Source organism: Streptomyces sp. NBC_00539 (genome assembly GCF_036346105.1).
GTDB lineage: Bacteria > Actinomycetota > Actinomycetes > Streptomycetales > Streptomycetaceae > Streptomyces.
The window spans coordinates 1,697,911-1,722,375 of the sequence record NZ_CP107811.1; the positions used below are offsets into that span (position 1 = coordinate 1,697,911).

The 24,465-nt window shown below is 73.8% G+C and carries 22 protein-coding genes and 1 tRNA gene; 14 read left to right on the top strand and 9 right to left on the bottom strand.

Features of this window, described 5'->3' with window-relative positions; genetic code table 11:
• Nucleotides 1-2 precede the first annotated feature (2 nt).
• The 5 genes from OG861_RS07375 to OG861_RS07395 all read left to right on the top strand — a co-directional run bounded on the left by OG861_RS07375 (nt 3) and on the right by OG861_RS07395 (nt 5,181).
• Entirely contained in the window at nt 3-1,364 is a 1,362-nt protein-coding gene (locus tag OG861_RS07375; protein ID WP_330261524.1) for a sulfate adenylyltransferase subunit 1, read from the top strand.
• 214 nt (nt 1,365-1,578) lie between these two features.
• Complete coding sequence (locus OG861_RS07380) at nt 1,579-2,706, top strand: aliphatic sulfonate ABC transporter substrate-binding protein (RefSeq protein ID WP_330261525.1); 1,128 nt, start codon at nt 1,579-1,581, stop codon at nt 2,704-2,706.
• A gap of 34 nt (nt 2,707-2,740) precedes the next feature.
• On the top strand, nt 2,741-3,532 hold the full coding sequence (locus tag OG861_RS07385) for an ABC transporter ATP-binding protein (RefSeq protein WP_329199309.1): 792 nt from the start codon (nt 2,741-2,743) through the stop codon (nt 3,530-3,532).
• On the top strand, nt 3,519-4,409 hold the full coding sequence (locus tag OG861_RS07390) for an ABC transporter permease (protein WP_329199307.1): 891 nt from the start codon (nt 3,519-3,521) through the stop codon (nt 4,407-4,409). The genes OG861_RS07385 and OG861_RS07390 overlap by 14 nt, the downstream gene beginning before the upstream one ends.
• Before the next feature lie 10 nt (nt 4,410-4,419).
• Nucleotides 4,420-5,181 (top strand): sirohydrochlorin chelatase, encoded by a 762-nt coding sequence (locus OG861_RS07395; RefSeq protein ID WP_330261526.1) that lies wholly within the window; start codon nt 4,420-4,422, stop codon nt 5,179-5,181.
• Nucleotides 5,182-5,370: 189 nt separating this feature from the next.
• Here OG861_RS07395 and OG861_RS07400 read toward each other — a convergent pair whose 3' ends face one another.
• The 3 genes from OG861_RS07400 to mgt form a co-directional block, all read right to left on the bottom strand.
• A complete protein-coding gene (locus OG861_RS07400) occupies nt 5,371-6,372 on the bottom strand; it encodes a ketopantoate reductase family protein (protein WP_330261527.1) in 1,002 nt (333 codons plus the stop codon).
• 64 nt (nt 6,373-6,436) lie between these two features.
• Nucleotides 6,437-7,003, bottom strand: a complete 567-nt coding sequence (locus OG861_RS07405) for a DUF1697 domain-containing protein (RefSeq protein ID WP_330261528.1) — start codon at nt 7,001-7,003, stop codon at nt 6,437-6,439.
• Between the two features lie 67 nt (nt 7,004-7,070).
• The gene (gene mgt / locus OG861_RS07410; RefSeq protein ID WP_330261529.1) at nt 7,071-8,285 is read right to left on the bottom strand and encodes a macrolide-inactivating glycosyltransferase; all 1,215 of its coding nucleotides are present in this window, start codon (nt 8,283-8,285) and stop codon (nt 7,071-7,073) included.
• A gap of 196 nt (nt 8,286-8,481) precedes the next feature.
• Here mgt and OG861_RS07415 point away from each other — a divergent pair, with 196 nt between their 5' ends.
• Nucleotides 8,482-9,333, top strand: coding sequence for a phosphotransferase enzyme family protein (locus OG861_RS07415; RefSeq protein ID WP_330261962.1), 852 nt, complete (start codon nt 8,482-8,484; stop codon nt 9,331-9,333).
• 34 nt (nt 9,334-9,367) lie between these two features.
• On the opposite strand, the gene OG861_RS07420 is transcribed toward OG861_RS07415, so the two are convergent.
• Both OG861_RS07420 and OG861_RS07425 read right to left on the bottom strand, forming a co-directional pair.
• A complete protein-coding gene (locus OG861_RS07420; protein ID WP_330261530.1) occupies nt 9,368-10,093 on the bottom strand; it encodes an exonuclease domain-containing protein in 726 nt (241 codons plus the stop codon).
• A gap of 63 nt (nt 10,094-10,156) precedes the next feature.
• Nucleotides 10,157-11,416 carry an SAV2148 family HEPN domain-containing protein gene (locus OG861_RS07425; RefSeq protein WP_329199298.1) on the bottom strand — a complete coding sequence of 420 codons (1,260 nt, stop codon included), beginning with the start codon at nt 11,414-11,416 and terminating at the stop codon, nt 10,157-10,159.
• 285 nt (nt 11,417-11,701) lie between these two features.
• Between OG861_RS07425 and glgX the strand changes: the two genes are divergently transcribed.
• From glgX to OG861_RS07445, 4 genes are all read left to right on the top strand, one after another.
• On the top strand, nt 11,702-13,816 hold the full coding sequence (gene glgX / locus OG861_RS07430) for a glycogen debranching protein GlgX (protein ID WP_329199296.1): 2,115 nt from the start codon (nt 11,702-11,704) through the stop codon (nt 13,814-13,816).
• Between the two features lie 103 nt (nt 13,817-13,919).
• The gene (treY, locus tag OG861_RS07435; protein WP_330261531.1) at nt 13,920-16,166 is read left to right on the top strand and encodes a malto-oligosyltrehalose synthase; all 2,247 of its coding nucleotides are present in this window, start codon (nt 13,920-13,922) and stop codon (nt 16,164-16,166) included.
• 94 nt (nt 16,167-16,260) lie between these two features.
• Nucleotides 16,261-16,626 (top strand): hypothetical protein, encoded by a 366-nt coding sequence (locus OG861_RS07440; RefSeq protein WP_329199292.1) that lies wholly within the window; start codon nt 16,261-16,263, stop codon nt 16,624-16,626.
• A 185-nt stretch (nt 16,627-16,811) separates the two neighbouring features.
• Complete coding sequence (locus OG861_RS07445) at nt 16,812-18,074, top strand: M14 family zinc carboxypeptidase (RefSeq protein WP_330261532.1); 1,263 nt, start codon at nt 16,812-16,814, stop codon at nt 18,072-18,074.
• Here OG861_RS07445 and OG861_RS07450 read toward each other — a convergent pair.
• Both OG861_RS07450 and OG861_RS07455 read right to left on the bottom strand, forming a co-directional pair.
• Nucleotides 18,064-18,543: a GNAT family N-acetyltransferase gene (locus OG861_RS07450; protein ID WP_330261533.1), complete on the bottom strand. Its 480-nt coding sequence runs from the start codon at nt 18,541-18,543 to the stop codon at nt 18,064-18,066. The genes OG861_RS07445 and OG861_RS07450 overlap by 11 nt on opposite strands.
• A gap of 43 nt (nt 18,544-18,586) precedes the next feature.
• Entirely contained in the window at nt 18,587-19,150 is a 564-nt protein-coding gene (locus OG861_RS07455) for a DUF1707 and FHA domain-containing protein (RefSeq protein WP_329199287.1), read from the bottom strand.
• Nucleotides 19,151-19,266: 116 nt separating this feature from the next.
• Between OG861_RS07455 and treZ the strand changes: the two genes are divergently transcribed.
• Nucleotides 19,267-21,018, top strand: coding sequence for a malto-oligosyltrehalose trehalohydrolase (gene treZ, locus OG861_RS07460; protein WP_330261534.1), 1,752 nt, complete (start codon nt 19,267-19,269; stop codon nt 21,016-21,018).
• A gap of 6 nt (nt 21,019-21,024) precedes the next feature.
• On the opposite strand, the gene OG861_RS07465 is transcribed toward treZ, so the two are convergent.
• Complete coding sequence (locus OG861_RS07465) at nt 21,025-21,870, bottom strand: LysR family transcriptional regulator (protein ID WP_330261535.1); 846 nt, start codon at nt 21,868-21,870, stop codon at nt 21,025-21,027.
• A 175-nt stretch (nt 21,871-22,045) separates the two neighbouring features.
• On the opposite strand from OG861_RS07465, the gene OG861_RS07470 reads away from it, so the two are divergent.
• The 3 genes from OG861_RS07470 (at nt 22,046) to OG861_RS07480 (ending at nt 23,571) form a co-directional block, all read left to right on the top strand.
• A complete protein-coding gene (locus tag OG861_RS07470) occupies nt 22,046-22,561 on the top strand; it encodes a hypothetical protein (RefSeq protein ID WP_330261536.1) in 516 nt (171 codons plus the stop codon).
• A gap of 114 nt (nt 22,562-22,675) precedes the next feature.
• Nucleotides 22,676-23,425: a CTP synthase C-terminal region-related (seleno)protein gene (locus tag OG861_RS07475; RefSeq protein ID WP_329199279.1), complete on the top strand. Its 750-nt coding sequence runs from the start codon at nt 22,676-22,678 to the stop codon at nt 23,423-23,425.
• 73 nt (nt 23,426-23,498) lie between these two features.
• A tRNA-His gene (locus OG861_RS07480) sits at nt 23,499-23,571 on the top strand.
• A gap of 73 nt (nt 23,572-23,644) precedes the next feature.
• On the opposite strand, the gene OG861_RS07485 is transcribed toward OG861_RS07480, so the two are convergent.
• Nucleotides 23,645-24,400 (bottom strand): alpha/beta fold hydrolase, encoded by a 756-nt coding sequence (locus OG861_RS07485; protein WP_330261537.1) that lies wholly within the window; start codon nt 24,398-24,400, stop codon nt 23,645-23,647.
• Between the last annotated feature and the right edge of the window lie 65 nt (nt 24,401-24,465).

Below are 24,465 nucleotides of genomic sequence, written 5' to 3' on the forward strand. Positions count from 1 at the left end.
AAATGACCTCCACCACCGATCAGGTCGCCGGGCTCGACGACCTGGCAGCGACCACGCTGCTGCGCTTCGCGACCGCCGGTTCCGTCGACGACGGCAAGTCCACGCTGGTCGGACGGCTCCTGCACGACTCCAAGTCGGTCCTGACCGACCAGCTGGAGGCCGTCGAGGCCGTCTCCGCCCGGCGCGGGCAGGACGCCCCCGACCTCGCGCTGCTCACCGACGGCCTGCGGGCCGAGCGGGAGCAGGGCATCACCATCGACGTGGCGTACCGCTACTTCGCCACCGCCCGGCGCCGGTTCATCCTGGCCGACACCCCGGGGCACGTGCAGTACACCCGCAACATGGTCACCGGGGCGTCCACCGCCGACCTGGCCGTGGTCCTGGTCGACGCCCGCAACGGCGTCATCGAGCAGACCCGCCGCCACGCGGCCGTCGCGGCGCTGCTGCGGGTCCCGCACGTGGTCCTCGCCGTCAACAAGATGGACCTCGTCGGCTACGAGGAGACGGTCTTCGCGAAGATCGCCGAGGAGTTCACCGCGTACGCCTCGGACCTGGGCGTGCCGGAGATCACCGCGATCCCGATCTCGGCCCTGGCCGGCGACAACGTCGTGGAGCCCTCGGCGCACATGGACTGGTACGGCGGCCCGACGGTGCTGGAGCACCTGGAGACCGTGCCGGTCAGCCACGACCTGACCGCCTGCCCGGCGCGCTTCCCGGTCCAGTACGTGATCCGGCCGCAGACCGCCGAGCACCCCGACTACCGCGGCTACGCGGGCCAGATCGCCTCCGGCGTGCTGCGCGTCGGCGAGGCCGTCACCGTCCTGCCGTCGGGCCGCACCTCGGTCATCGAGGGCATCGACGCGCTCGGCGAGTCCGTCGACATCGCGTGGGCGCCCCAGTCGGTGACGGTGCGGCTGAGGGACGACATCGACATCTCGCGCGGTGACCTGATCGCCCCCTCGGCGAGCGCCCCGGCCACCACGCAGGACGTCGAGGCGACGGTGTGCCACGTCGCGGACCAGCCGCTGGCCGTCGGCGCGCGCGTGCTGCTCAAGCACACCACGCGCACCGTCAAGGCGATCGTCAAGGAGATCCCCTCGCGGCTGACCCTGGACGACCTGTCCCAGCACCCGGAGCCCGGGCAGCTGGTCGCCAACGACATCGGTCGTGTCGTCGTCCGTACGGCGGAGCCGCTCGCGCTCGACGCGTACGCCGACTCGCGCCGCACCGGGTCCTTCCTGCTGATCGATCCGGCGGACGGGACGACCCTGGCGGCCGGCATGGCGGGCGAGGCCTTCGCGGCCCACGCCCACGAGGCCGAAGCCGAGGCCGTCCGGGCCGATGACGCGGGATGGGACTTCTGACCGTGTTCGCCGACATCTACTCGACCTTCGCCAAGGAAGGCGGCCGCGTGGGCAGCGGCCACCTCGGCAGCGGCCAGGGAGGGGTGGGGCGATGTGCGTGATGACGTACGCGCACCGCATGCGCGCCCACACCCCCCACCAGCCCTGCCCGCCCCTGCTCCGCAGACGAAGACCCGCGCCGTGACCCCACGGCGCCCCGAGAGGAAGCCCTCCCGTGCCTGCCACCGGTACCACCGCCCGTAAGACCCTGCGCCGCGGCGTCGTCGCCGCCGCTGCCCTGCCCCTCCTGATCGGCGCGCTCGCCTCCTGCGGCTACGGCTCCCAGGCGAAGGACGACGCCAAGCCGGCCGCCGTGCCCGCCGCGGACGCCAAGAAGCTCTCCGCCACCGAGGTGCGCATCGGGTACTTCCCGAACCTGACGCACGCCACCGCCCTGGTCGGTCTCCAGGAGGGCCTGATCGCCAAGGAGCTGGGCGGCACGGCCGTCAAGCCGCAGACCTTCAACGCCGGTCCGTCGGAGATCGAGGCCCTCAACGGCGGCTCCCTCGACATCGGCTTCATCGGCCCCTCGCCGTCGATCAACGGCTACGTGAAGTCCAAGGGCCAGAACCTCCGGATCATCTCCGGCTCCGCCTCGGGCGGCGTCAAGCTGGTCGTGAACCCGGACAAGATCAAGACCCTGGACGACCTCAAGGGCAAGAAGATCGCCACCCCGCAGAAGGGGAACACGCAGGACGTCGCGTTCCTCAACTGGATCTCCCAGAAGGGCTGGTCGGTCGACCCCGAGTCGGGCAAGGGTGACGTCTCCGTCGTCCGCACCGACAACAAGGTCACCCCCGACGCCTTCAAGCAGGGTTCGATCGACGGCGCCTGGGTGCCGGAGCCCACGGCCTCCAAGCTGGTCGCCGACGGCGGCTCCGTGCTCCTCGACGAGACGTCCCTGTGGCCCGACAAGAAGTTCGTGATCACCAACGTCATCGTGTCGCAGAAGTTCCTCAAGGAACACGCGGACGTGGTCGAGGCCGTGCTCAGGGGCACGGTCAAGACGAACGAGTGGATCAACGCCAACCCGGAGAAGGCGAAGGCCTCCGCCAACGCGAAGCTGGCGGCGGACGGCGGCAAGCCGCTCGACGCGAAGGTCATCGACCCGGCGTGGCCGAGCATCCTCGTCACCGACGACCCGCTGGCGGGCACCCTCAAGACGGAGTCCGACTGGGCGGTCAAGGCCAAGCTCATCGAGCAGCCCGACCTGACCGGCATCTACGACCTGACGCTCCTGAACAAGGTGCTCAAGGCCGCCGGCAAGCCCGAGGTCTCCGACGCCGGTCTCGGCGCCAAGTAAGTCCGTAACCCGAATCCCCCAGGAGGTGACGACCATGGCCACCACGCTCGCCAAGGCTGCCGAGGGTGCGGTAGCGGAGCGGACGCACGCCGCGCGCATCGAGCACGTCTCGAAGTCCTTCCCCGGCCCGGCCGGACCGCAGCTCGTCCTGGACGACATCAGCCTCGATGTCGCCCCGGGAGAGTTCGTCACCCTCCTGGGAGCCTCGGGGTGTGGCAAGTCCACCCTGCTCAACCTGGTCGCCGGACTCGACGCGCCCAGCGCGGGCAGCATCGAGACCGCCGGCCGCCCCGCCCTGATGTTCCAGGAGCACGCGCTGTTCCCCTGGCTCACGGCGGGCAAGAACATCGAACTGGCCCTGCGGCTGCGCGGGGTCGCCAAGGCCGACCGCAAGCCGGAGGCGGAGCGGCTGCTGGAGCTGGTCCGGCTCGGCGGGGCGTACGGCAAGCGGGTCCACGAGCTGTCGGGCGGCATGCGCCAGCGCGTGGCCCTGGCCCGCGCCCTGGCCCAGGACAGCCGGCTGCTGCTGATGGACGAGCCGTTCGCGGCGCTGGACGCCATCACCCGGGACGTGCTGCACGGCGAGCTGACCCGGATCTGGGAGGAGACGGGCCTGTCCGTCCTGTTCGTCACGCACAACGTCCGCGAGGCCGTGCGCCTCGCCCAGCGCGTGGTCCTGCTGTCCTCGCGGCCCGGCCGGGTCGCCGAGGAATGGACCGTGGACATCCCGCAGCCGCGCCGCATCGAGGACGCGGACGTCGCGGAGCTGTCCCTGGAGATCACTGAACACCTGCGTGGGGAGATCCGCCGCCATGGCCAGCACTGACACCGCCCCCAAGGCCAAGAGCGACGACCTGGCGGGCCTGGAGGCCGGCCTGGACGCGCTCGACGCGGTCCAGACCCACCGCACCCCGGTCCGTGAGGTCCTCCTCAAGAAGATCCTGCCGCCGGCCGTCGCCGTCGGCCTGGTCCTCGTGGTCTGGCAGGTCCTCGTCGCGGCACACGTCACCGACGAGACCAAGCTGCCCTCGCCGTCCGCGGTGTGGGACGGCGTGACCGACATGTGGCTCAAGGGCACCCTGCTGGATGTCGTCTGGACCAGCGTCTCGCGCGGTCTGCTGGGCTTCCTGCTGGCGCTGGCCATCGGCACCCCGCTCGGCCTGCTGGTCTCGCGGGTGAAGTTCGTCCGCGCCGCGATCGGCCCGATCCTGTCCGGACTCCAGTCCCTGCCCTCCGTGGCGTGGGTGCCGCCGGCGGTGATCTGGCTCGGTCTGAACGACTCGATGATGTACGCCGTCATCCTGCTCGGTGCGGTGCCGTCCATCGCCAACGGCCTGGTGTCGGGCGTGGACCAGGTGCCGCCGCTGTTCCTGCGGGCCGGCCGCACTCTGGGCGCCACCGGGCTCAAGGGCACCTGGCACGTGGTCATGCCCGCCGCGCTGCCCGGCTACCTCGCCGGTCTCAAGCAGGGCTGGGCCTTCTCCTGGCGCTCGCTGATGGCCGCCGAGATCATCGCCTCCTCCCCCGACCTGGGCCTGGGCCTCGGCCAGTTGCTGGAGAACGGCCGGAACAACATCGACATGCCGGGCGTGTTCCTCGCGATCATCCTGATCCTCCTCGTCGGCATCGCCATCGACCTGCTGATCTTCAGCCCGGTCGAGCGGTGGGTGCTGCGCAGCCGCGGCCTGCTGGTCAAGAGCTGAGCTGAGTACCGTGTCCCGTTCCCCCGTACTCCTGGTCATAGCCCACGGCAGCCGCGACCCGCGGCACGCCGCGACCGTGCACGCCCTCACCCGGCGCGCGCGGGCGCAGCGGCCCGGCCTGCGCGTGGAGACGGCGTTCCTGGACTTCAACGCCCCGTCGGTGCCGCAGGTCCTCACCCGCCTCCACCTGTCGGGGGTGCGTGAGGTCGTGGCGCTGCCGCTGCTGCTCACCCGGGCGTTCCACGCCAAGACGGACGTCCCGGCGGTGCTGGCGGAGGCCGCCACCCGCTTGCCGGGCCTCTCGGTCCGGGTCGCGGACGTCCTCGGCCCGTCGCCGCTGCTGGTCCGCGCCCTGGAGCGGCGCCTCGCGGAAGCGGGCCTCGCCCCGGCGGACCGCGCCGGCACCGGTGTGGTGCTCGCGTCCGCCGGTTCCTCAGACCCGGAGGCGATCGCAGTGATCGCTGAAATCGCGCGGGAGTGGCGGCACACCGGTTGGTGCGCCGTGCGGCCTGCGTTCGCCTCCGCTTCCCTGCCCCGTACGGAGGACGCCGTACGGGCCCTGCGCGCCGAGGGAGCACGCCGGGTGGCCGTGGCGCCGTACGTCATCGCCCCCGGCCGCCTCCCGGACCGCATCGCGGCGGGCGCGGAGGCCGCGGGCGCGGACCTCGTGTCCCCCGTCCTCGGCGCGGCTCCCGAACTGGCCCGCCTCCTCCTCCACCGCTACGACGCGGCCGCCCTGACCCCGGTCCGGGCCCCGGCCCTGTCGGCCTGAACGCCCCCGGCCGGCCGGGCGCACCCCGGCCCGCCCGGCGCTTGAGGGCACGGGCGCGGAGCCCACGTACGGGGTCCGGGGCGGAGCCCCGGTGAACGGAGGAAGGGCGGGTCGGGGAGCAGCCCCGCGCAGCGGCCACCCCGCACCGGCACGGGCACCGGCACCGGCACCGGCACCGGCACCCGGCCGCTACCCCCGGGCAACCGCCTCGTCGGCCAAGGCCGTCAGGTCCAGGGCCGCCATCGCCCCCGGCGGCAACCCCTCCCGCGCGAAGATGTTCGCCGCGTGCCGCAGCGTCTCGTTGACCGGCGTCGCCACCCCGTGCAGCCGACCCAGCAGGCAGATCTCCCCGTTGAGGTAGTCCGCCTCCACCGACCCCGTCCCGCGCGCCAGGCTCTGCCACGACGACCCGCCCCGCACCCCCGCCGGCTGCTCGACCTTCCCGTCCCGCGCCGCCGACTGCTCGGCGTCGGAGGCGTAGCCGATCCCGGCGGCGGCGAACACCGCCTTGCCCTCGCGGATCGCCCTGAGCAGCAGCGCCGCCTTCGCCGGATCCGGTTCCGGCCCCGTCGTCGCCTGGATCGCATTGCCCAGGTTCCCCAGCAGCTTCGCGTACTTCCACCGCATCACGTCCTCGACGACCGGCGCCCCGAAGCCCGCCTTCTCCAGGTCGGCGGCGATCGCCCGCGCCCGGGCGTCGCTCCCCCCGGCCGCGCGGCCCAGGTGCAGGATGCCGGTCAGCGGTGCGCACAGTGCCGAGACCGCACCCGGCTCCAGGAAGGTGGCGGGGAGCCAGACGCAGACCCCGTACACGCGCGCGAAGCGCCGCAGGGCCAGCCGTTCGCTCTCCACGCCGTTCTGGAGGCACAGCACCGGCAGGCGCTGCGCGGCCGTGCCGCCGCCCGCGACCTCCGCGTCGCCCCACGCGTCCAGCGCCGCGATCGCGTCCTGGGTCTTCACGGTGAGCAGCAGCACGTCGTCCGGCCGCAGTTCGCCCAGCTCCGCCGGGCCGGTGACGACGGGCAGCCGGTGGACCCGCTCACCCCCGGCCGTCGTGAGCCGCAGCCCGTCCGCCGCGAGGGCCTGGGCGTGCGCGCCCCGGGCGACGAGGACGACGTCCAGGCTCGCTTCCGCGAGCCGCCCGCCGATGGTCGCGCCGATCGCCCCGGCGCCGATGATGATGTACCGCATGCCCCGAGCCTGGCACATCCCCCTCCCGGCGCCGGGAGGGGGGGCTCCGGCCGCGCCGGCCGTGTCAGTCCCGGGTCAACTCGACCAGCTTGACGACGGTGTTCCAGTTGCGGGTCGTCGCGTCGAGGCCCTTGAGGAGGGCCGGTCTGTGGAGCACCTCGCCCAGTTTGGAGACGCCGAGGCCGCCCGGTGCGTAGAGGTAGACCACGCGGTCGCCGAGGCGGAACTCCTCGGGGAGGAAGGCCCGCGCGTCGATGGCCGCGTAGCGCTCCGGGGAGGGCTGCGCGGAGAGGAACGTGACGTGCAGCTGCCTGCCTTCGAGTTCGGCCGCGGGGAACGGGCAGGCTTCGGCCACGGCGCGCAGGTGGGGGCCGTCCACGACGAGGCAGGGGACGGGGAAGCCGAAGTGCGCCTCGATGGCCGCCTCCAGCCGGCGGGCGAGCGCGTCGGGATCCTGTTCCGTACTGCTGAACACGGCATTGCCGCTCTGGAGGTACGTCCGTACGTCGTCGAGGCCGAGCTGCTCCATCACGGCGCGCAGCTCGGCCATCGGGACCTTCTTGCTCCCGCCGACGTTGATTCCGCGCAGCAGGGCGGCGTAGGTCGTGCGGGCTGTGGGCTGAGGGCTCATGTCCCGAACGATAGGGCGCCCCACTGACGGTGCCGGCGGGCGGCGCGGACGGGAGCGGCACGGCGCGTCAGGGCAGCTCGGCCTCGATGAGGTCGGCGGCCTGCCGGGCACCGCCCTCGCCGGCCATCTGCGCGCGGATGGCCTCGGCGCGTGCGGCGACCTCGGGATCGCCGACGAGGGAGAGGACGGCGTCGCGCAGGGTAGGGGCGTCGGCCTCGTCCATCGGGACGTGCCGGGCGATGCCCAGTCCCTGGAGCATGTCGGCGTTGCCGAACTGGTCGACGGCCTGGGGGACGGCGACCATGGGGGTGCCCGTCGCCATGCCCTCCTGGCTGCCGCCGGCGCCCGCGTGGGTGATGAAGGCGTCGGCCTGCCGCAGGATGTCCAGCTGGGGGACCCAGCGGTGGACTTCGACGTTGGCGGGGATCTCGCCGAGTTCGGCCTCGTCGGTGAACTTGCCGATCTGGAGGACCACGTGCCAGTCGGGCAGCTCCGCGAAGGCGTCCATGCAGGCGCGGTAGAAAGCGGGGAGCTTGGTGAAGGTGGAGCCCATGGAGACCAGGACCACCTTCTTTCCCTCGGCGGCGGCCGGCCGCCGCCAGGTTCCCTGGGTGGCGCCGCGGTCGGCCTGGCAGGTGCCGACGAAGGTGTGGACGGACTCGTCCACGCGGTCGGCGTGCGGCTGGAGGGCCTTCGGGATCAGCACGATGCTGCGGCGGGGCCGGCCCACCACGCGGTCGGGGTCGTCCTCCATGCCGTTCTCGTCCAGCCAGGCCCGGAAGCGCGCGTAGTAGGCCCGGCCGCGCTCGGTGGCGCGCAGCTGCTCCTTCATCGGCGCGGCGACCTCCTCCTCGTAGCCGGTCCAGGCGACCAGGTTCGGGGAGAGGGAGACGTCGGGGACGCCCCAGCGGCGGGCGAGGACGACCGCCGGGTAGGCGGTGATGTCGTGGATGACGAGGTCCGGCTCGTCGCCCTCGAAGGCGGCGGCGAGTTGGGGCAGTGCCTGGACGGCGTCTTCGAGGAAGGGTTCGAGGTGGTCGATGAGTTCGGTGCCCCACGCCTCGGGTTCGTCGTCGGTGGGCAGCGTCGAGCGCCAGACGACGGGGGTGGCGCCGGTTTCGGCGACCTTGTCGGCGAAGGGGGCGGGAATGGCGTAGCTGACGCGGTGACCGCGGGCGACGAGTTCCCGGATCACTTCGATGCTCGGGTTCACATGCCCGTGGGCTGCGATGGAGAACATGGCGATGTGTGCGGGCTTGGCTGTGGTCACGAGCCCGACCATAACGAGACGATACGTCTCGTGCAAACGGATTCACTCCGACGTGTGAGCCGCCCTGCCGGCCGTCCCACTGGCCGTCCCACCGGCCGTCCCGGACCACACGGTGACGGCGGGTCAGGCCGGCCACCGGCGGGGATGGCAGACTGGCCGGGACGTGGTGGCAGGGGACGATCCGGACAGGGACGGGCGGGACGGCGGCATGGACGAGGCGCGGGCCAGGGACGTACTGGCGGCGGCGGGGGTCGCCGGCGTGGCCGAACTGCTGGCCTTCGGCGAGAACGCCGTCTTCGTGGCCGGTGACCTGGTGGTGAAGGTGGGCCGGGAGGCGGCGCTGCTGGAGCGGGCCGAGCGGGAGGTGGCGGTCGCGGACTGGCTCGCCGCGAGCGGGGTTCCCGCGGTCCGGGCGGCCGAGCCCGGGGCCCGGCTGGTGGACGGGCACCCGGTGACGGTGTGGCACCGCCTCCCGCCGGCGGTCCGCCCGGCGGCCCCGCACGACCTGGCGCTCCTCCTGCGGCGGATCCACGCCCTGCCCGCACCGCCGTTCGCGATGCCGGCGCGGGACCTGCTGGGCGGGGTCGAACGCTGGCTCCGGCTCGCCGGTGACGCCGTCGACCCGGCCGACGCGGCCTACTTGCGGGCCCGGCGCGACGCCTACGCCGGTCAGGTGGCCGCGCTGACCCCCCACCTGCCGCCCGGGCCGATCCACGGCGACGCCCTGCCCCGCAACGTGCACGTCGGGCCGGACGGGCCGGTCCTGGTGGACCTGGAGACCGTATCGGCCGACCTGCGCGAGCACGACCTGGTGGTGATGGCGCTCTCCCGCGACCGGTACGGGCTGCCCGACCGGTCGTACGAGGAGTTCGTGACGGCGTACGGGTGGGACGTGCGCGAGTGGCCCGGCTGCGCGGTGCTGCGCGGCGCGCGCGAGACGGCGAGCTGCGCATGGGTCGCCCAGCACACCCCGGCCTCCCCGGCGGCCCGCGCGGAGTTCCACCGCCGCGTCACCTCGCTCCGCGACGGCGACACCGAAACCCGCTGGCACCCCTTCTGATCCCACCCGGCCCCCGCGGACGCACCTTCGGGGCTCAGGCCCCGGCCGCCACGAGCCCCCGAAGGGGCCACGCCGTGTCGATGACGGCGTCCGGGCTGCCCTGGCCCCGCAGGTACGACTGGAAGTCCCGGGCCCAGCGGGCGTGCCAAGCGCCCTGGCGGTCATGCAGGTCCGACGGGCTGAGTGCGGCCACCTCCGGATGCCGGGCGGCTATCGCCCGCGCGACCTGGACCGCCGCCAGCGCGTCCGCCCCCGCGTCGTGCGCGGCGTCGAGGACGACCCCGTACACCCCGCACACCGCCTCCAGGGTCCGCTTCCCGCGGCGGTAGCGGTCCACGGCCCGGTCGATGGTCAGCGGGTCCACCACCGGCCCCGTCCGCGCCCCGCCCAGCCTGTCCGCCAGGGACGGCAGCCCGTGCCGGGCCAACTCCGCCGTCAGCAGCGTCAGATCGAAGGCGGCGTTGTACGCGACGACCACCGAACCGCGCAGCCAGTGATCCGTCAGGACGGCCGCCACCTCGTCGGTGACCTGCCGTACCGGCCGGCCGTCCGCGACGGCCCGCGCCGTGCTGATGCCGTGGATCGCCGAGGCCTGTTCCGGGATGGGTATCCCCGGGTCCGCGAGCCAGGCACGCCGTTCCCGCACCTCGTCGCCGTGCACCTCGACCACCGCGGCCGTCACGATCCGGGACTCCCCCGGCTCCGTGCCCGTCGTCTCCAGATCGAATCCGACCAGCGCTCCCCCGTGCCACGCCGCCATGGCGTCCCTCCCCCGTACAGACTTCCGGTCAACGACTTTCAGCCTGCCATGGGGCACTGACAGTCAGGACACCGGCCGGGAATCCTCCCAAACCGACTCAAATTCCTCCCGGTACGTGGTGAAAAGTCCGTGGTCGGCGTCCTTGGGGACCCCCCGGCCGCCCCCGCGCAGCACCAGCACCGGGGCCTCCATGCCCCGCGCCCGCCGCAGGTACGACTGGACCACCGCGATGCCCGAGGACTCCCCCTCCACCAGGTACGCGGTGAAGCGGGGAGTCTCGTCGAACACGTGGATCTCGAACCGCGACGCGTCCCGCAGCCCCGCCCGGACCCGCCGCACGTGCAGGATGTTCATCTCCACCGACCGGCTCAGCTCGCCCTTGCGCAGCCCCAGCTCCCGCTCGCGCCGCTTGACGGCGCTGCTCGCCGGGTTCAGGAACAGCAGCCGTACCCGGCACCCCGCCTCCGTGAGCCGGACGAGTCTTCGGCCGGAGAAGTTCTGCACCAGCAGGTTCAGGCCTATGCCGATCGCGTCCAGTCGCCGCGCACCCCCGAACAGGTCCTCGGCCGGCAGCTGGCGCTGGAGCCGTACCCGGTCGGGGTGGACGGAGATGACGTCGGCGTACCGGTCTCCCACCAGGTCCTCGACGGCGTCGATCGGCAGCCGGTCCGCCCCCGGGCTGCCCGCGCCGCCGCCCAGCACCTCCAGCAGCCGTGCCGACGCCCGCTCCGCCTGTTCGAGGACGGGCCGGGAGAGCGCCCGGTTGCGGGAGACCACGTTGCGGGTGACCTCCAGCTCGTCGAGGGCCAGCTCGATCTCCCGGCGGTCGTCGAAGTACGGCTCGAAGCAAGGCCAGTGCTGGACCATCAGCTCCCGCAGCTGGGGCAGGGTCAGGAAGCTCAGTACGTTGTCGTCGGCCGGGTCCAGGAGGTACCCCTTGCGCCGGCTGACCTCGCGGACGGCGACCGCCCGCTGGACCCACTCCTGCCCGGCGGGCCCGGCCGCCGCGACGACCCAGTCGTCCTGGCCGTGCACGGGCTCGTAGATCGGCCTGAGCACCGCGCCGACGACGGCCCGCAGCCGCTGCTCGATGAGGTTCAGCCAGATGTAGGCGCGTCCCGCCCGCTGCGCGCGGGTACGGACCTCGCTCCAGGCGTCCGCACCCCAGTCCAGTTCCGCACCGGTCCGCGCCCCGCCGGTCTCCGGCGGGGCCAGCGACACCGCCCCGGCCGGCACCCCGGCCTGCGCGCTTCCAGGGGCGTCCGCCGGGCCACCCTCGTGCCCGCTGTCACCAGGGGGCAGCTCCAGACCTCCCGAGCTCACCCGTGCACCGCCTTCTGCGTCTGGACGCCCGTCTCCAGTGATCACGGAAGGGTACTCCGCGCGCGCGGCCCGACGCAGCCCGATGGTCCGTACACCGACTGCCCGTTGACCCATTATCCGATGCCCGGACAGTCCGCTGACCCTGATATCAGCTCTCCGGGTCACCCGGTAGAACCATCCCAAGTCCGCGCGTGACGGCCTCCTTTCGGGGAAGATCTGGCAGAGACGTTGTCCATGCCCGATCAGCCGGGACGTCAGCCGACACCGAGGGAAGAGTCGTTATCTATGCAGGTCTGGCCGGGACAGGCGTATCCGCTGGGTGCCACCTACGACGGCGCCGGAACCAACTTCGCCGTCTACTCCGAGGCCGCTCGGCGGATCGAGCTGTGCCTGCTGCACGACGACGGCTCGGAGACGGCCGTCGAGCTCCGCGAGACGGACGCCTTCGTCCGGCACGCCTACCTGCCCGGCATCATGCCCGGGCAGCGCTACGGCTTCCGCGTCCACGGCCCGTACGAGCCCGAGCACGGGATGCGCTGCAACGCGGCGAAGCTGCTGCTGGACCCGTACGCGCGCGCCATCAGCGGCAGCGTCGCCTGGGGCGAGGAGGTCTACGGCTACCACTTCGGCCGCCCCGATTCCCGCAACGACCTCGACTCGGCCCCGCACACGATGACCTCGGTCGTGGTGAACCCGTACTTCGACTGGGCCAACGACCGGCCCCCGCGCCACGAGTACCACCACACCGTGCTCTACGAGGCCCACGTCAAGGGGCTCACCATGCGCCACCCGGAACTCCCGGAGGAGCTGCGCGGCACGTACGGGGCGCTCGCCCACCCGGCGGTGATCGGGCACCTCACCAAGCTGGGGGTGACGGCGCTGGAGCTGATGCCGGTGCACCAGTACGTCAACGACCACCGCCTCGTCGACGACGGCCTGAGCAACTACTGGGGCTACAACACCATCGGCTTCTTCGCGCCGCACAACGGCTACGCCTCCGGCGACCGGGGCGAGCAGGTACTGGAGTTCAAGTCGGCGGTCCGCGCCCTGCACGAGGCCGGGATCGAGGTGATCCTGGACGTGGTCTACAACCACACGGCCGAGGGCAACCACCTGGGCCCGACCCTGTCGTTCCGGGGGCTGGACAACGCCTCGTACTACCGGCTGGCGGACGATCCGCGCCACTACATGGACACCACGGGCACCGGGAACTCGCTGCTGATGCGGTCCCCGCACGTCCTCCAGCTGATCATGGACTCGCTGCGCTACTGGGTCACCGAGATGCACGTCGACGGCTTTCGGTTCGACCTCGCGGCCACGCTGGCCCGGCAGTTCCACGAGGTGGACCGGCTGTCCTCGTTCTTCGACCTGGTCCAGCAGGACCCGGTCGTCAGCCAGGTCAAGCTGATCGCGGAGCCCTGGGACCTGGGCGAGGGCGGCTACCAGGTGGGCAACTTCCCTCCGCTGTGGACGGAGTGGAACGGCAAGTACCGCGACACCGTCCGGGACTTGTGGCGCGGGCAGCCCCGCACGCTCGCGGAGTTCGCGGGACGGCTGACGGGGTCCTCGGACCTCTACCAGGACGACGGGCGCCGGCCGCTGGCGTCGATCAACTTCACCACCTGCCACGACGGGTTCACCCTGCACGACCTCGTCTCGTACAACGAGAAGCACAACGAGGCCAACCGGGAGGGCAACCGGGACGGCGAGACCCACAACCGGTCCTGGAACTGCGGGGTCGAGGGGCCGACCGAGGACCCGGAGGTCGTGGAGCTGCGCGAGCGCCAGATGCGCAACTTCATGGCGACCCTCATGCTCTCCCAGGGCGTCCCGATGCTCAGTCACGGGGACGAGTTCGCCCGCTCGCAGGGCGGCAACAACAACGCCTACTGCCAGGACAACGACCTGTCCTGGGTGACCTGGCCCGAGCCGGGCAAACCGGCGCCCGCGCTGCTGGAGTTCACCCGCCAGATGGTGTGGCTGCGCCGTGACCACCCGGTGTTCCGGCGGCGCCGGTTCTTCCACGGCCGCCCGGTGGAGGGGACGCACGACGAACTCTCCGACATCGCCTGGTTCACCCCGCACGGCGAGGAGATGCGGGCCCGCGACTGGCAGGCGCAGCACGCGCGGTCGCTGACGGTGTTCCTCAACGGCGAGGCGATCTCCGAGCCCGGTGCGCGCGGTGAGCGGATCACCGACGACTCGTTCCTGCTGATGTTCAACGCGGGCGCCGAGCCGCAGGAGTTCACCGTCCCGGCCGGGCACGGCGCCCGGTGGCTGCTGGTGGTGGACACGGCGAAGCCGGATGTCCTGCCGCCCGGCACGGGCCCGCAGTACGCGGCCGGCGACCGGGTGCCGCTGACGGGTCGCTCCCTGGTGGTCCTCCAGCGCCCGGCCTAGGGACGGCAGCCGCTGCCGTCCCGTTGCGGCGGCCGGCGGCGCGCCGTCACCCGGATGCGCGGGGCGGTGGCACGGAATCCGGCTGCGCGGGTACGTACGTCTCATGAGCCAGTCATACGAAAGCGCCCGACCGGCACCTGACGCCCGGACAGTCGTCACGCCGGCCTCCACCTACCGTATCCAGCTCTGTCCCGAGTTCCCGTTCGCGGCCGCCGCGGCCGCCGTGCCCTACCTCGCCTCGCTCGGCGTGTCCCATCTGCACCTCTCGCCCTCCCTGGAGGCGGTGCCCGGCTCGACGCACGGGTACGACGTCACCGACCACTCCCGGGTGCGGGAGGAGCTGGGCGGCGAGACGGGCCTGCGCGCGCTCGCCCGCACGGCGCGCGAGCACGGCCTCGGCCTCGTGCTCGACATCGTCCCCAACCACATGGCGGTCCCCTCGCCGCTGCGCCTCAACCGGCCGCTGTGGGAGGTCCTGCGCGAGGGACCGCACTCCCCGTACGCGCGCTGGTTCGACATCGACTGGGAGGCCGGGGGCGGACAGGTGCTGCTGCCGGTCCTCTCGGGACCGCTGGAGCTGGACTCGCTCGCCGTCGACGGCGAGCTGCTGCGCTACGGGGACCACGAGTTCCCGCTGCGGGAGGGGACCGCCGGGCTGCCGCTGCCGGAGCTGGTGGCGGCGCAGTGGTACCGGCCGGCGTTCTGGCGCGAGGCCCGCACCCGCCTCAACTACCGCCGCTTCTTCACGATCTCGGACCTCATCGGGGTCCGGGTGGAGGACCCGGAGGTCTTCGCCGCGACGCACGCCAAGATCCTGGAGCTGGTGCGCGACGGGGTGCTCCAGGGACTGCGGATCGACCACGTGGACGGGCTCGCGGACCCCGAGGGGTACCTGCGGCGGCTGCGCGCGGAGGCGGGCGGGGGCTGCTGGGTGGTGGTGGAGAAGATCCTGGCGCGCTCCGAACGGCTGCCCTCCTCCTGGCCGGTGGCCGGCACCACCGGGTACGACGCGCTGCTGCGGGTGGACGGGGTGTTCACCGATCCCGCCGGGGCCGCGGAACTCGCCCGGGACTACCGCAAGTCCACCGGCGCCGGCTCCTGGGAGGAGACGGCCGAGGCGTGTGCACGGGAGGTGCTGACCGGCGATCTGGCGGCGGAGCTGACCGCGCTGGAGGCAAAGGCGGGCAAGGAACTGCGGGATGCGGTCCTGGAGTTGCTGGTGGCGAACCCGGTCTACCGGCCGTACCCGGGCGGTCCGGGACTTCCGCCCGAGGCCCTGGAGCGGGCCGCCGCGCTGGTCGGCGCCGGCGCGGTGGACGGCGTACGGGACCTCCTGCGGCGCGATCCCGCCTTCGCGGCGCGCTTCGCCCAGACTTCGGCGGCCCTGCGCGCCAAGTCCCTGGAGGACCGGGCCTTCTACCGCTGGGCGCCGCTGCTGTCGGCGACGGAGGTGGGAGGGGACCCCGGGGACCCCGGGGTGCCGGTCGCGGAGTTCCACGCGTACTGCGCCGGCCTGGAGCGGGAGTGGCCCGCCTCGGGGACGGTGCTGTCCACCCACGACACGAAGCGCAGCGCCGACGTCCGGGCCCGGATCGCGGTGCTTTCCCAGGCCCCGGAGCTGATGGCGGGGGCCGGCGCCGTCCCGGACGCCCAGCTGGCGTGGGTGGCCCGGCAGAGCGCGCTGGGCCTGGGGCAGATCCCGGACCGGGAGTCCCGGCTCGAGGCGGCGCTGGTCAAGGGGGCCCGTGAGGCGGCGCTGCGCACGTCCTGGACCGATCCGGACGAGGAGTACGAGGGCGCCGTCGTCGCTCCGCCCGAGGTGGACCTCCCGCCGGAGCTGGCGGAGGCGGCGCGGGCCAGCGTACTCGGCATGACCCTGCTGCACCTGGCCATGCCGGGGGTGCCGGAGGTCTACCAGGGCGCGGAGAGCGAGTACCGGGCGCTGGTCGACCCCGACAACCGCCGGCCGGTCGTCTTCCCCCGCGAGGAGCTGGCCCGGCTCGACGGGGGTGGTGTCCCGCACGGCCTGGCGGGGGAGAAACTGGCCCTGTCGGCGGCCCTGCTGCGGCTGCGGCGCACCCGGCCCGAGCTGTTCACCGGGTACCGGCCGCTGGCGGCCCGGGGTCCGGCCGCCGGCCACTGCGTGGCCTTCGCCCGCGCCGGCCTGATCGCGGTCGCCACCCGGCTCTCGCACCGGCTCGCCGGCGAGGGCGGCTGGCGCGACACGGCCCTCCCGCTGCCGCCGGGCCGCTGGACGTCCCTGCTGCACGAGGGCGCGTACGAGGGCGAGGCGCTGCTGTCGCACCTGCTGTCCGACACCCCGGCCGTGGCCCTGGTCCGGGCGGAATAGGCCCTTCCCCGGATGCGGGTCCCGGCCGCCGTCGCTCGTCGAGGACCGCGCCCGGGGCACGCGTCCGGCCCGCCGCCGGGGTTACCCTCCGGACATGGAACGCGCAGAGGTTCTGAAGCGAGTCATCGGCATCCTCACCGAGGCCCAGGAGATCCGCAGGGCGGCCGAAGCCGGGGAGGACGACGAGGTCCCGGCGTCGGAGGCGGGGGTCGTCACCCAGCTGCTGAACGAGATGCTGCCCTCGATCAGCGTCCCGGCCGAGTCCTCCCCGCAGCAGGTCGCCCGGCTGGTCGCCGAGGCGCTCGGTCCGGCCCTGCACACGATGGTCGCCGGTTTCAGCCTGGCCTTCACCAGCCTGGCCATGGCCCACGACAGCGGCCGTACCGACATCTCCTCGATCCAGGTCCTCCAGCGGCTCGCCCTCGAAGTGGAGTCGGGGGAGTTCGACGACGGCTCCTGAGGCCCTGGGCGCGGAGGTGAGGGCCGGGAGCACAGGCCGCGCCCGGCCCGCACGCGGGGGGCCGGTGCGACGCCCTCCGGATCACCGCCGGCAAGGCGTTGGCCAGGGCTTTCTCCCGAACATTGGACACAAGTGCGGGGCGCACGGAGCAGTACGGGGCGTGCGCGGCGGGCATGGCGTGAGGTGTGACCCTCCTTCGAGACATGCACTACCCCACCCCGCACCAACTCGCCCTGGCCGCCCGCGCCCTGGCGGACGAACACCCCGCCCGGGCCCGGGTGCGGCGGGTCGGCCGCTCCCGGGGCGGGGAACCGCTCTGGGTACTGTCCCTCGACGCCGCGCGGCCGGCCGAGAACGTACTCGTCGTGGCCGGGGCGCACGCCAACGAGCCCGTCGGCGGGGCCACCGCGCTCGCCCTGGCCCGCCGCGTCATCGCCGAGCCGGCCGCCGCGAACGGCTGCGGCTGGCACTTCCTGCTGTGCGCCGACCCGGACGGCGCGGCCCTGCACCGCACGCCCCGCCCGTACTCGCTCCTGGACTACCACCGGGCCTTCTTCCGGCCCCCCGGGCCCGAACAGCCGGAGTGGGCGCCGTCCTTACTGCCCGCGGACCGGCTGCCGCCCGAGACGGTGGCCCTGACCGCGCTGATCGACGAACTGCGACCCGTCCTCCAGGTCTCCCTGCACGGCACCGACCTCGGCGGTTCCTGGGTGCAGCTGACCCGCGACATCCCCGGCCTCGCGGAGCCGTTCGCCAAGTCGGCCGCCGAGCTGCGCATCCCGGTCGAGACGGGGGCCTCGGACGCCACCGGCTGGCCCTCCCCCGGGCCGGGGATCTTCGTCATGCCGGAGCCGGGGACCGGCCCCGACGGGGCCTTCCACCCCGAGGACACCCGGCTCAGCACCTGGTACCACGCCCACCGCTACGCCGGCACCACCGCGATCGTCGAAGTCCCCATGTGGGCCTCCGACACGGTGGACGACCCGGCCCCGCACCCCGACCCCCGGGGCGCGCTGCGGATGCTCGCCGGCCGGCTCACCGCCGACGCCGCGCGGGTGGCCGCCGTGCGGGAGCGGATACCCGACGCGGCGCTGCCGGGCGCTCTCGCCCCGCTGCTGCGCGCGGTCGACTGGACGCTGGCGCTGATCCCGCCGATCGCCGCGGAGTGGACCGGCCCGGGCGCCCCCGCCGAGGCCACGGCGGCCCACATCGGCAGCATCGACGCCTTCGGGCGGCGGCTGTCGCTGCGCGCCGCCGCTATGCTGCTGCGGGTGCTGCGGGCGCAAGGGGATCCGGCCGCGGCCGGGCTGGACCGGCTGGTCACCGGCTGGTGCGAGGAGTTCGCGGCGCGGTTCCAGGCCCGCTGGGTGCCGGTGGCCACCCAGGTCGAGCACCAGTCCCGGACGGTTCTCGCGGCGTGCGAACGGCTGACGGCGGTCATCCGTTAGCGGGCGGCCGCACGGCGAGGGAATAGCGCTGCTTGGGCCTGCCGGCGGCTCCGAGCCGGTCGTAGAAACGGATCGCGCCCTCGTTCCAGTCGGGCGTCTGCCATTCGACGTGCCCGAAGCCCCGCTCCCGCGCGAGGTCCGTCACGGCGTCCATCAGCGCGGCGCCGAGCCCGTGCCCGCGCGCTCCCTCGGCGAGGTAGAGGCAGTCCATGTGCAGGTAGTGGCGCCCGTCCCAGAACGAGAACTCCTCGGAGCAGGCCGCGTACCCGACGACCTCGCCCCGCGGGGTCTCGGCGAGCAGCACCCACACCCGCGCCCCGTCCTCGAACAGCGCCGCCCCGAGCCGCGCCGCGAGCCCCGGCGCCCGCGGGTGCGACTTCTCGTAGGCGACGTGCTCCTGCACCAGTTCGACGATGCGCGCCAGATCCTCGGCCCGCGCCGCCCGCACCACACTCTCGTATTCGCTCACGCCCCCATCCTGCGCCCCGGCCGAGCGGCGGACGCAGGCGGCCTCAGCCCGCCGAGAGGCGGAACGTCATGCGGCCGAAGCCGATCTGGTCGCCGTCGCGGACCACCGCGGAGCCGGTCACGCGCTGGCCGTTGACGGTGGTGCCGTTGGTCGAGCCGAGGTCGGTGAGCACCCACACGCCGCCGCGCAGGGTGAGTTCGGCGTGCGCCCGGGAGACGGTCTCGTGGCTGAGCCGCAAGCCGTTGCCCGGGTCGCGGCCGATCCGCAGGGGCGCCGCGCTCGGGTGCGGCATCAGCAGCACGGGCAGTTTCTCCACGCGCCAGGCGCGGCGGACGCCGGCGCTGACGGCCGAGACGCGGCCCACCCACCCGAACAGCCGTTGCGTCCACGGGCTTTCGCCGCTCTCCCGCGTGCGGAGGTCGGCGGTCAGGGCGGCGAGCTCCTCGGAGCGGCGGGCGACCAGCGCGAGTTCCATGCGCCGCAGGAACGTGTCGTGGGACAGCCGACCCAGGGCAGCCCCCTCCCGGAGCTCCCCCAGCACTCGGTCGCGCTGCGCGTCGGAGACCCGCGGCGCGGGATAGGCGGGGAACTCGAAACTGGACGTCACAGGGTGATTGTCGGCCCGTCGTGGGCAAAGTGTCCAGAACTCCCCCGCCCCGGCCGGGATGATGGGCCCGACGAGGGCGACAGGGCCAGGTACCGCCGGAGACGAGGGGACCGTCCGTGCAGTTCGAAGTGTGGGCACCGCAGACAGACCGGGTCGCCATGCGACTGAACGACACCGCCTACGAGATGACCCGCGATCCGGCGCCGGACCGTGCCGGCTGGTGGACCGCGGAGGCCCCGGCCGCCGACGGTGACCGCTACGGGTTCCTGCTGGGCGACGATCCTCGGCCCCTGCCCGACCCGCGCGGCCGCCGTCTGCCGGACGGGCCTGACGGCCTGTCGGCCGTGGTCGACTTCACGCCGCTGCACCCGGACGCCCCCTCCCCCCGGATCCCGTTCCAGGACGCGGTCCTCTACGAACTGCACGTCGGCACCTTCACCCCCGAGGGCACCTTCGACGCGGCCGCCGCCCGCCTCGCGCACCTCACCTCGCTCGGTGTCACGCACGTCGAGCTGATGCCGGTCTGCCCGTTCCCCGGCCGGCACGGCTGGGGCTACGACGGGGTGGCGCCCTGGGCGGTGCACGAGCCGTACGGGGGACCGGCGGGGCTGGCGCGGTTCGTGGACGCGGCGCACTCGGCCGGGCTGGGCGTGGCGCTGGACGTGGTCCACAACCACCTCGGCCCGTCCGGGAACCACCTCCCGGCCTTCGGACCGTACTTCACCGACACCCACCACACGCCCTGGGGCGCGGCGGTCAACCTGGACGCGCCCGGTTCGGACGAGGTCCGCGCCTACTTCATCGGCAGCGCCCTGGCGTGGCTGCGGGACTACCGGATCGACGGGCTGCGGCTGGACGCCGTGCACGCCCTGGCCGACGGGCGGGCGCTGACCTTCCTGGAGGAGCTGGCGGCGGCCGTGGACGCGCTCGCGGCGGAGACCGCCCGGCCGCTGTTCCTGATCGCCGAGTCCGACCAGTGCGACCCGCGCACCACCACCCCCCGGGGGGCCGGCGGCCTCGGTCTGCACGCCCAGTGGAACGACGACTTCCACCACGCCCTGCACTGTGCGCTGACCGGCGAGTCGCAGGGCTACTACGCCGACTTCGCGGCGGCCCCGTTCGCGGCCCTCGCCAAAACCCTGACCAGGGCCTTCTTCCACGACGGCACCTGGTCCTCGTTCCGGGGCCGCACCCACGGCCGCCCCGTCGACCGCCGTCGCACGCCCGCGCACCGCTTCGTCGGCTACACGCAGACCCACGACCAGATCGGCAACCGGGCGCTGGGCGACCGGCTCTCCGCCTCGCTGTCGCCGGGGCTGCTCGCCTGCGCGGCGACGCTCGCGGTGACCGGGCCGTTCGTGCCGATGCTGTTCATGGGCGAGGAGTGGGGCGCGCACACGCCGTGGCAGTACTTCACCGACCACCCCGATCCGGAGCTCGCGGAGGCCGTACGGACGGGGAGGCGCCGGGAGTTCGCCGCCCACGGCTGGAAGGCGGAAGAGATCCCCGATCCGCAGGACCCGGCCACCCGGGACCGGTCCTGCCTGGACTGGAGCGAGCCGGAGCAGCCCGGGCACGCCCGGCTGTTGGAGTGGTACCGCACCCTCGTGGCACTGCGCCGCGGCCACCCGGACCTGCGTGACCCGGATCTCGCCGCGGTCCGGGTCGCCCACGACGAGGAGCGGCGCTGGCTGACCTTCCGCCGCGGGGAGGTCCGGGTGGTGGTGAACCTCTCCCCCGAGCCGGTGACGATCGCGCTGGGCCGCAACGGGGTACGGGTGCTGGCCGCCTGGGAACCACTCGAACAGCCGGGCGCGGACGGGCGGATCCACGTACCGGGCGAGTCGGCGGTGGTCCTGGGGCCCTGAGCCGCGCTAATACGGCCCGCCCGTGAGCCGCGCCGCGACGGCGAGGGCCGCTCCGGTGGGGGCGCCCGGCGCCAGGAGTTCCGTACGGTGCACCAGGCGCGGTGACTCCAGCGCTACGGCGACCCCCGCGCGGGCGGCCCGCGCCACCGGCAGCGGCAGCAGGGCCAGGCCGTGCCCGGCGGCGGCGAGGGCGCACAGGGCGTGCAGGTCGGTGCCGTCGTAGCGCAGGGCCGGGGCGGTGCGGACGGCGGGCGCGAGCCCGATCCCGGGGGCGTCGAGCCAGCGGGCGTCGGCCAGGTCGTCCAGCCGGACGGCGGCCCGCCGGGCGAACGGATGCCCGGCCGGGAACAGCACGGCGAGCTCCTCCTCCCCGATGCCGGTCACCCGCAGCGGGGCCACGTCGGGCAGCCGCAGCGGATCGCTGGGCGCGGCCAGGCCGTCGACGAGCCCGAGGTCGCAGCCCCCGGCGGCGACCACGGCCGGCACCTGCGCCGGGGGCAGCACCCGCAGGCTCACCCCGGTGGCGGGCAGGGCGGCCAGCAGCCGCGGCCCGACGGCGAGCGGGGACACGGCGAGGGTGACCCGCCCGGGCGGCGCGGCGGCCAGCCGCAGCACGTCGGCGCGGGCGGCGTCGAGGCGCAGCAGGAGCGGTCCGGCGTGTTCGAGCAGCCGCTCCCCGGCGGGCGTCGGCGCCACGGGCCGCCGGGTGAGCAGCCCGGTCCGCAGGTCCGACTCCAGGGCGGCGATGTGCTGGGAGACGGCGGACTGGGTGTAGCCCAGCTCCCGTGCGGCGGCGGAGAAGGAGGCCAGCCGGATGACGGTGACGAAGGTGCGGAGCAGGTGCGGGTCCATGCGCCCCAGCCTGCCACCGGCTGACGCGCTCCCAGCCCCGGCCGCCCGGGCCTGCCACCGGCTGACGCGGGCCCTCCCCCGGAGCCGGCCCCACGCGACCCTCCGCGGGCACCCCGTCACCCGCGCTCGGCGCGCCCGGGCGGGACCCGACCCCGACGTCCCTATCGTGGGGCGGGTGAGCATCCCCAGTGGCCCCGCGGGCCGCAGCAGGCCGCTGCGCGCGTCCCGGACCGACTCCGCCGGCGCGGTGTACGGCTCCCTCCTCGCCACCTCCGTGGTGGCCACCGCCGGGGCCACCGGCAGCTTTCCGAGGCTTCAGCTCGTAGTCCTTCTGATCATCACGGGGCTGGTGTTCTGGGCCACTCACGTGTATGCCCAGCTGGCGGGGGAACGGGTGGTCGGCGACCCCTGGAGCCGGCACGAGATCCGCCGGGTCTCCCGGCACGAGTGGCCGATCGTCGAGGCCGCGGTCCTGCCCGCGGCCGCCGTCGCCCTCAGCGGCCTCCTCGGGCTGGACTACGCGGGGACGGCGTGGCTGGCCATGGGCGTGGCGGTGGCGCAGCAGGTCGTCTGGGCCTGCCTCGGCGCCGCCCGCGCCGGCGCCACGCGTCGCCAGTTGGCGGCCGAGGGCGTCGTCAACCTCGTCCTGGGACTGATCATCGTGGCCACCAAGGCCGCGCTGAAGCACTGAGGTGGGGCGAAGCGCCGAAGCCGGGCCGCCGACGGGGTGCGATCAGTTCTGCTTATGGATCGTGCATGAACAATCGTTGGCGCTGAACAGGGTTCCCGCCCCAGGATGGGACGCATGATCACCACCACCGCACGGATCGCCCTGGTCGGCGACCGCTCCCCGCACGTGAAGTCCCACACCCGGATCCCGCTCCTCCTCGACGCCCTGGCCTCCCGCGACGGGCTGGTCCTCGACGCCTACTGGATCCAGACCGCCGACGCCGGCGCCGAGGCGGCCTCGGGGGCGCTGGCCCGGTTCGACGCGGTGTGGGTGCTGCCCGGAAGCCCGTACGCCAGCGAGGCGGGGGTGCTGGCGGCGGTCCGGGTGGCGCGCGAGGAGGGGATCCCCTTCCTCGGAACCTGCGGCGGCTTCCAGCACGCGCTGCTGGAGTACGCCCGCAACGTCTGCGGGATCACCGGCGCCGCGCACGCCGAGCACGACCCGGACGCCGAGGACCCGGTGATCGCGCCGCTCGCCTGCTCGCTCGTCGGCCACGAGGGCCTCGTACGCGCCGAGCCTGGGTCACTGGCCGAGTCGGTGCTCGGCGCCGAGCGCAGCCTCGAGCGCTACCACTGCAACTACGGTCCGGCGCCGCGCCACCTGCCCGCGCTGGAGGCCGGGGGGCTGCGGCTGTCGGGGCACGACGAGGACGGGCAGGTCCGCATGGCGGAACTGCCGGGGCACCCCTTCTTCCTGGCCAGCCTGTTCCAGCCGGAGCTCGCCGGCGACGGCACGAAGCCCCACCCGATCGTGAAGGCCCTCGCCGCGGCGGCCGTGGCGCACGCCGCCGCCGTCCGTGCCCGCGGGGCGCACGCCGCCCGATAAGCGTCGCAGGACCACCCGTCTGATCAGCTATGCTGTGCATGCACGTCGAACGGGTGGTCCGCCGCCCTTCGTGGTGGGTGTAGCTCAGTTGGTAGAGCACCTGGTTGTGGTCCAGGTGGCCGCGGGTTCAAGTCCCGTCACTCACCCTGTCGACCCTGTGGGGGTACGAGGTTCTCCTCGTGCCCCCACAGGCGTTTCCCGTCCTCCTCGTGACGCCGGTCAGCCCCGCAGGAACGCCTCCACCTCGGTGACGAAGGCCACCGGGGTCTCCTGGGGCGGGTAGTGGCCGGCGCCGGGGATCGTGCGGACGCGACAGTCCGGGTACCAGGCCTGCCAGGTGGCCCGCATCACGTCGGCGGTGAGGGCCAGGTCGTACTCGCCGACGAGGACCAGCACCGGGACGGTGTTGCCCTTGACGGCCGAGGACAGGTCGAGGGGCTGCCAGCTCGCGAGGTAGGCGGCGAAGGCGTCGGGCCGCGAGACCTCGCGGGAATGGGCGACCATCCGGTCGAGCCAGTGGCCGCTCGCGCGCTTGCCGGTGACCAGGTCGAGGATGACGCGCCGGTTCTCGGCGTTCTCGGCGGCGCCGTAGAAGAGTTCACGGGTGGCGTCGTCCATCTCGTACGGTCCGGCCGGCACCGGGGCGAGCCCGATCAGCTTCTCGATCCGCTCGGGCGCCCGGACCAGGACCTGTTGTGCGGCCTTGCCGCCCATGGAGTGGCCCAGCAGCGAGAAGGTGTCCCAGCCGAGCTGGTCGGCGAGTTCCAGGACGTCGTCGGCGATCTCCGGGAGGCTGTACCGGCCGGTGACGTCCCGGCGCTCGCCGTAGCCGCGGTAGTCGAGGAAGGCGTACGAGAACCCCTCCGGGTCCAGGTGGTCGAGCACGGAGCCCCAGTTGGCGGACGTACCGAACCAGTCGTGCAGCACGATGACGCGGACGGGGCCGGTGCCGATCCTGCGGTGGGCGATGGCCATGCGTTCTCCCTCGGTGACGTGGGCGGCGTGGAAACGCGACGCCGACGTTCTGCCCAGCGCACCTG

Excerpts from the sequence above, each read along its gene's own strand:
- OG861_RS07375 (WP_330261524.1), top strand. The coding sequence starts at position 3 with ATGACCTCCACCACCGATCAGGTCGCCGGGCTCGACGACCTGGCAGCG.
- OG861_RS07385 (WP_329199309.1), top strand. The coding sequence starts at position 2,741 with ATGGCCACCACGCTCGCCAAGGCTGCCGAGGGTGCGGTAGCGGAGCGG.
- OG861_RS07390 (WP_329199307.1), top strand. The coding sequence starts at position 3,519 with ATGGCCAGCACTGACACCGCCCCCAAGGCCAAGAGCGACGACCTGGCG.
- OG861_RS07400 (WP_330261527.1), bottom strand. The coding sequence starts at position 6,372 with ATGCGGTACATCATCATCGGCGCCGGGGCGATCGGCGCGACCATCGGC.
- OG861_RS07405 (WP_330261528.1), bottom strand. The coding sequence starts at position 7,003 with ATGAGCCCTCAGCCCACAGCCCGCACGACCTACGCCGCCCTGCTGCGC.
- mgt (WP_330261529.1), bottom strand. The coding sequence starts at position 8,285 with ATGGTCGGGCTCGTGACCACAGCCAAGCCCGCACACATCGCCATGTTC.
- OG861_RS07415 (WP_330261962.1), top strand. The coding sequence starts at position 8,482 with ATGGACGAGGCGCGGGCCAGGGACGTACTGGCGGCGGCGGGGGTCGCC.
- OG861_RS07420 (WP_330261530.1), bottom strand. The coding sequence starts at position 10,093 with ATGGCGGCGTGGCACGGGGGAGCGCTGGTCGGATTCGATCTGGAGACG.
- glgX (WP_329199296.1), top strand. The coding sequence starts at position 11,702 with ATGCAGGTCTGGCCGGGACAGGCGTATCCGCTGGGTGCCACCTACGAC.
- treY (WP_330261531.1), top strand. The coding sequence starts at position 13,920 with ATGAGCCAGTCATACGAAAGCGCCCGACCGGCACCTGACGCCCGGACA.
- OG861_RS07440 (WP_329199292.1), top strand. The coding sequence starts at position 16,261 with ATGGAACGCGCAGAGGTTCTGAAGCGAGTCATCGGCATCCTCACCGAG.
- OG861_RS07465 (WP_330261535.1), bottom strand. The coding sequence starts at position 21,870 with ATGGACCCGCACCTGCTCCGCACCTTCGTCACCGTCATCCGGCTGGCC.
- OG861_RS07475 (WP_329199279.1), top strand. The coding sequence starts at position 22,676 with ATGATCACCACCACCGCACGGATCGCCCTGGTCGGCGACCGCTCCCCG.
- OG861_RS07485 (WP_330261537.1), bottom strand. The coding sequence starts at position 24,400 with ATGGCCATCGCCCACCGCAGGATCGGCACCGGCCCCGTCCGCGTCATC.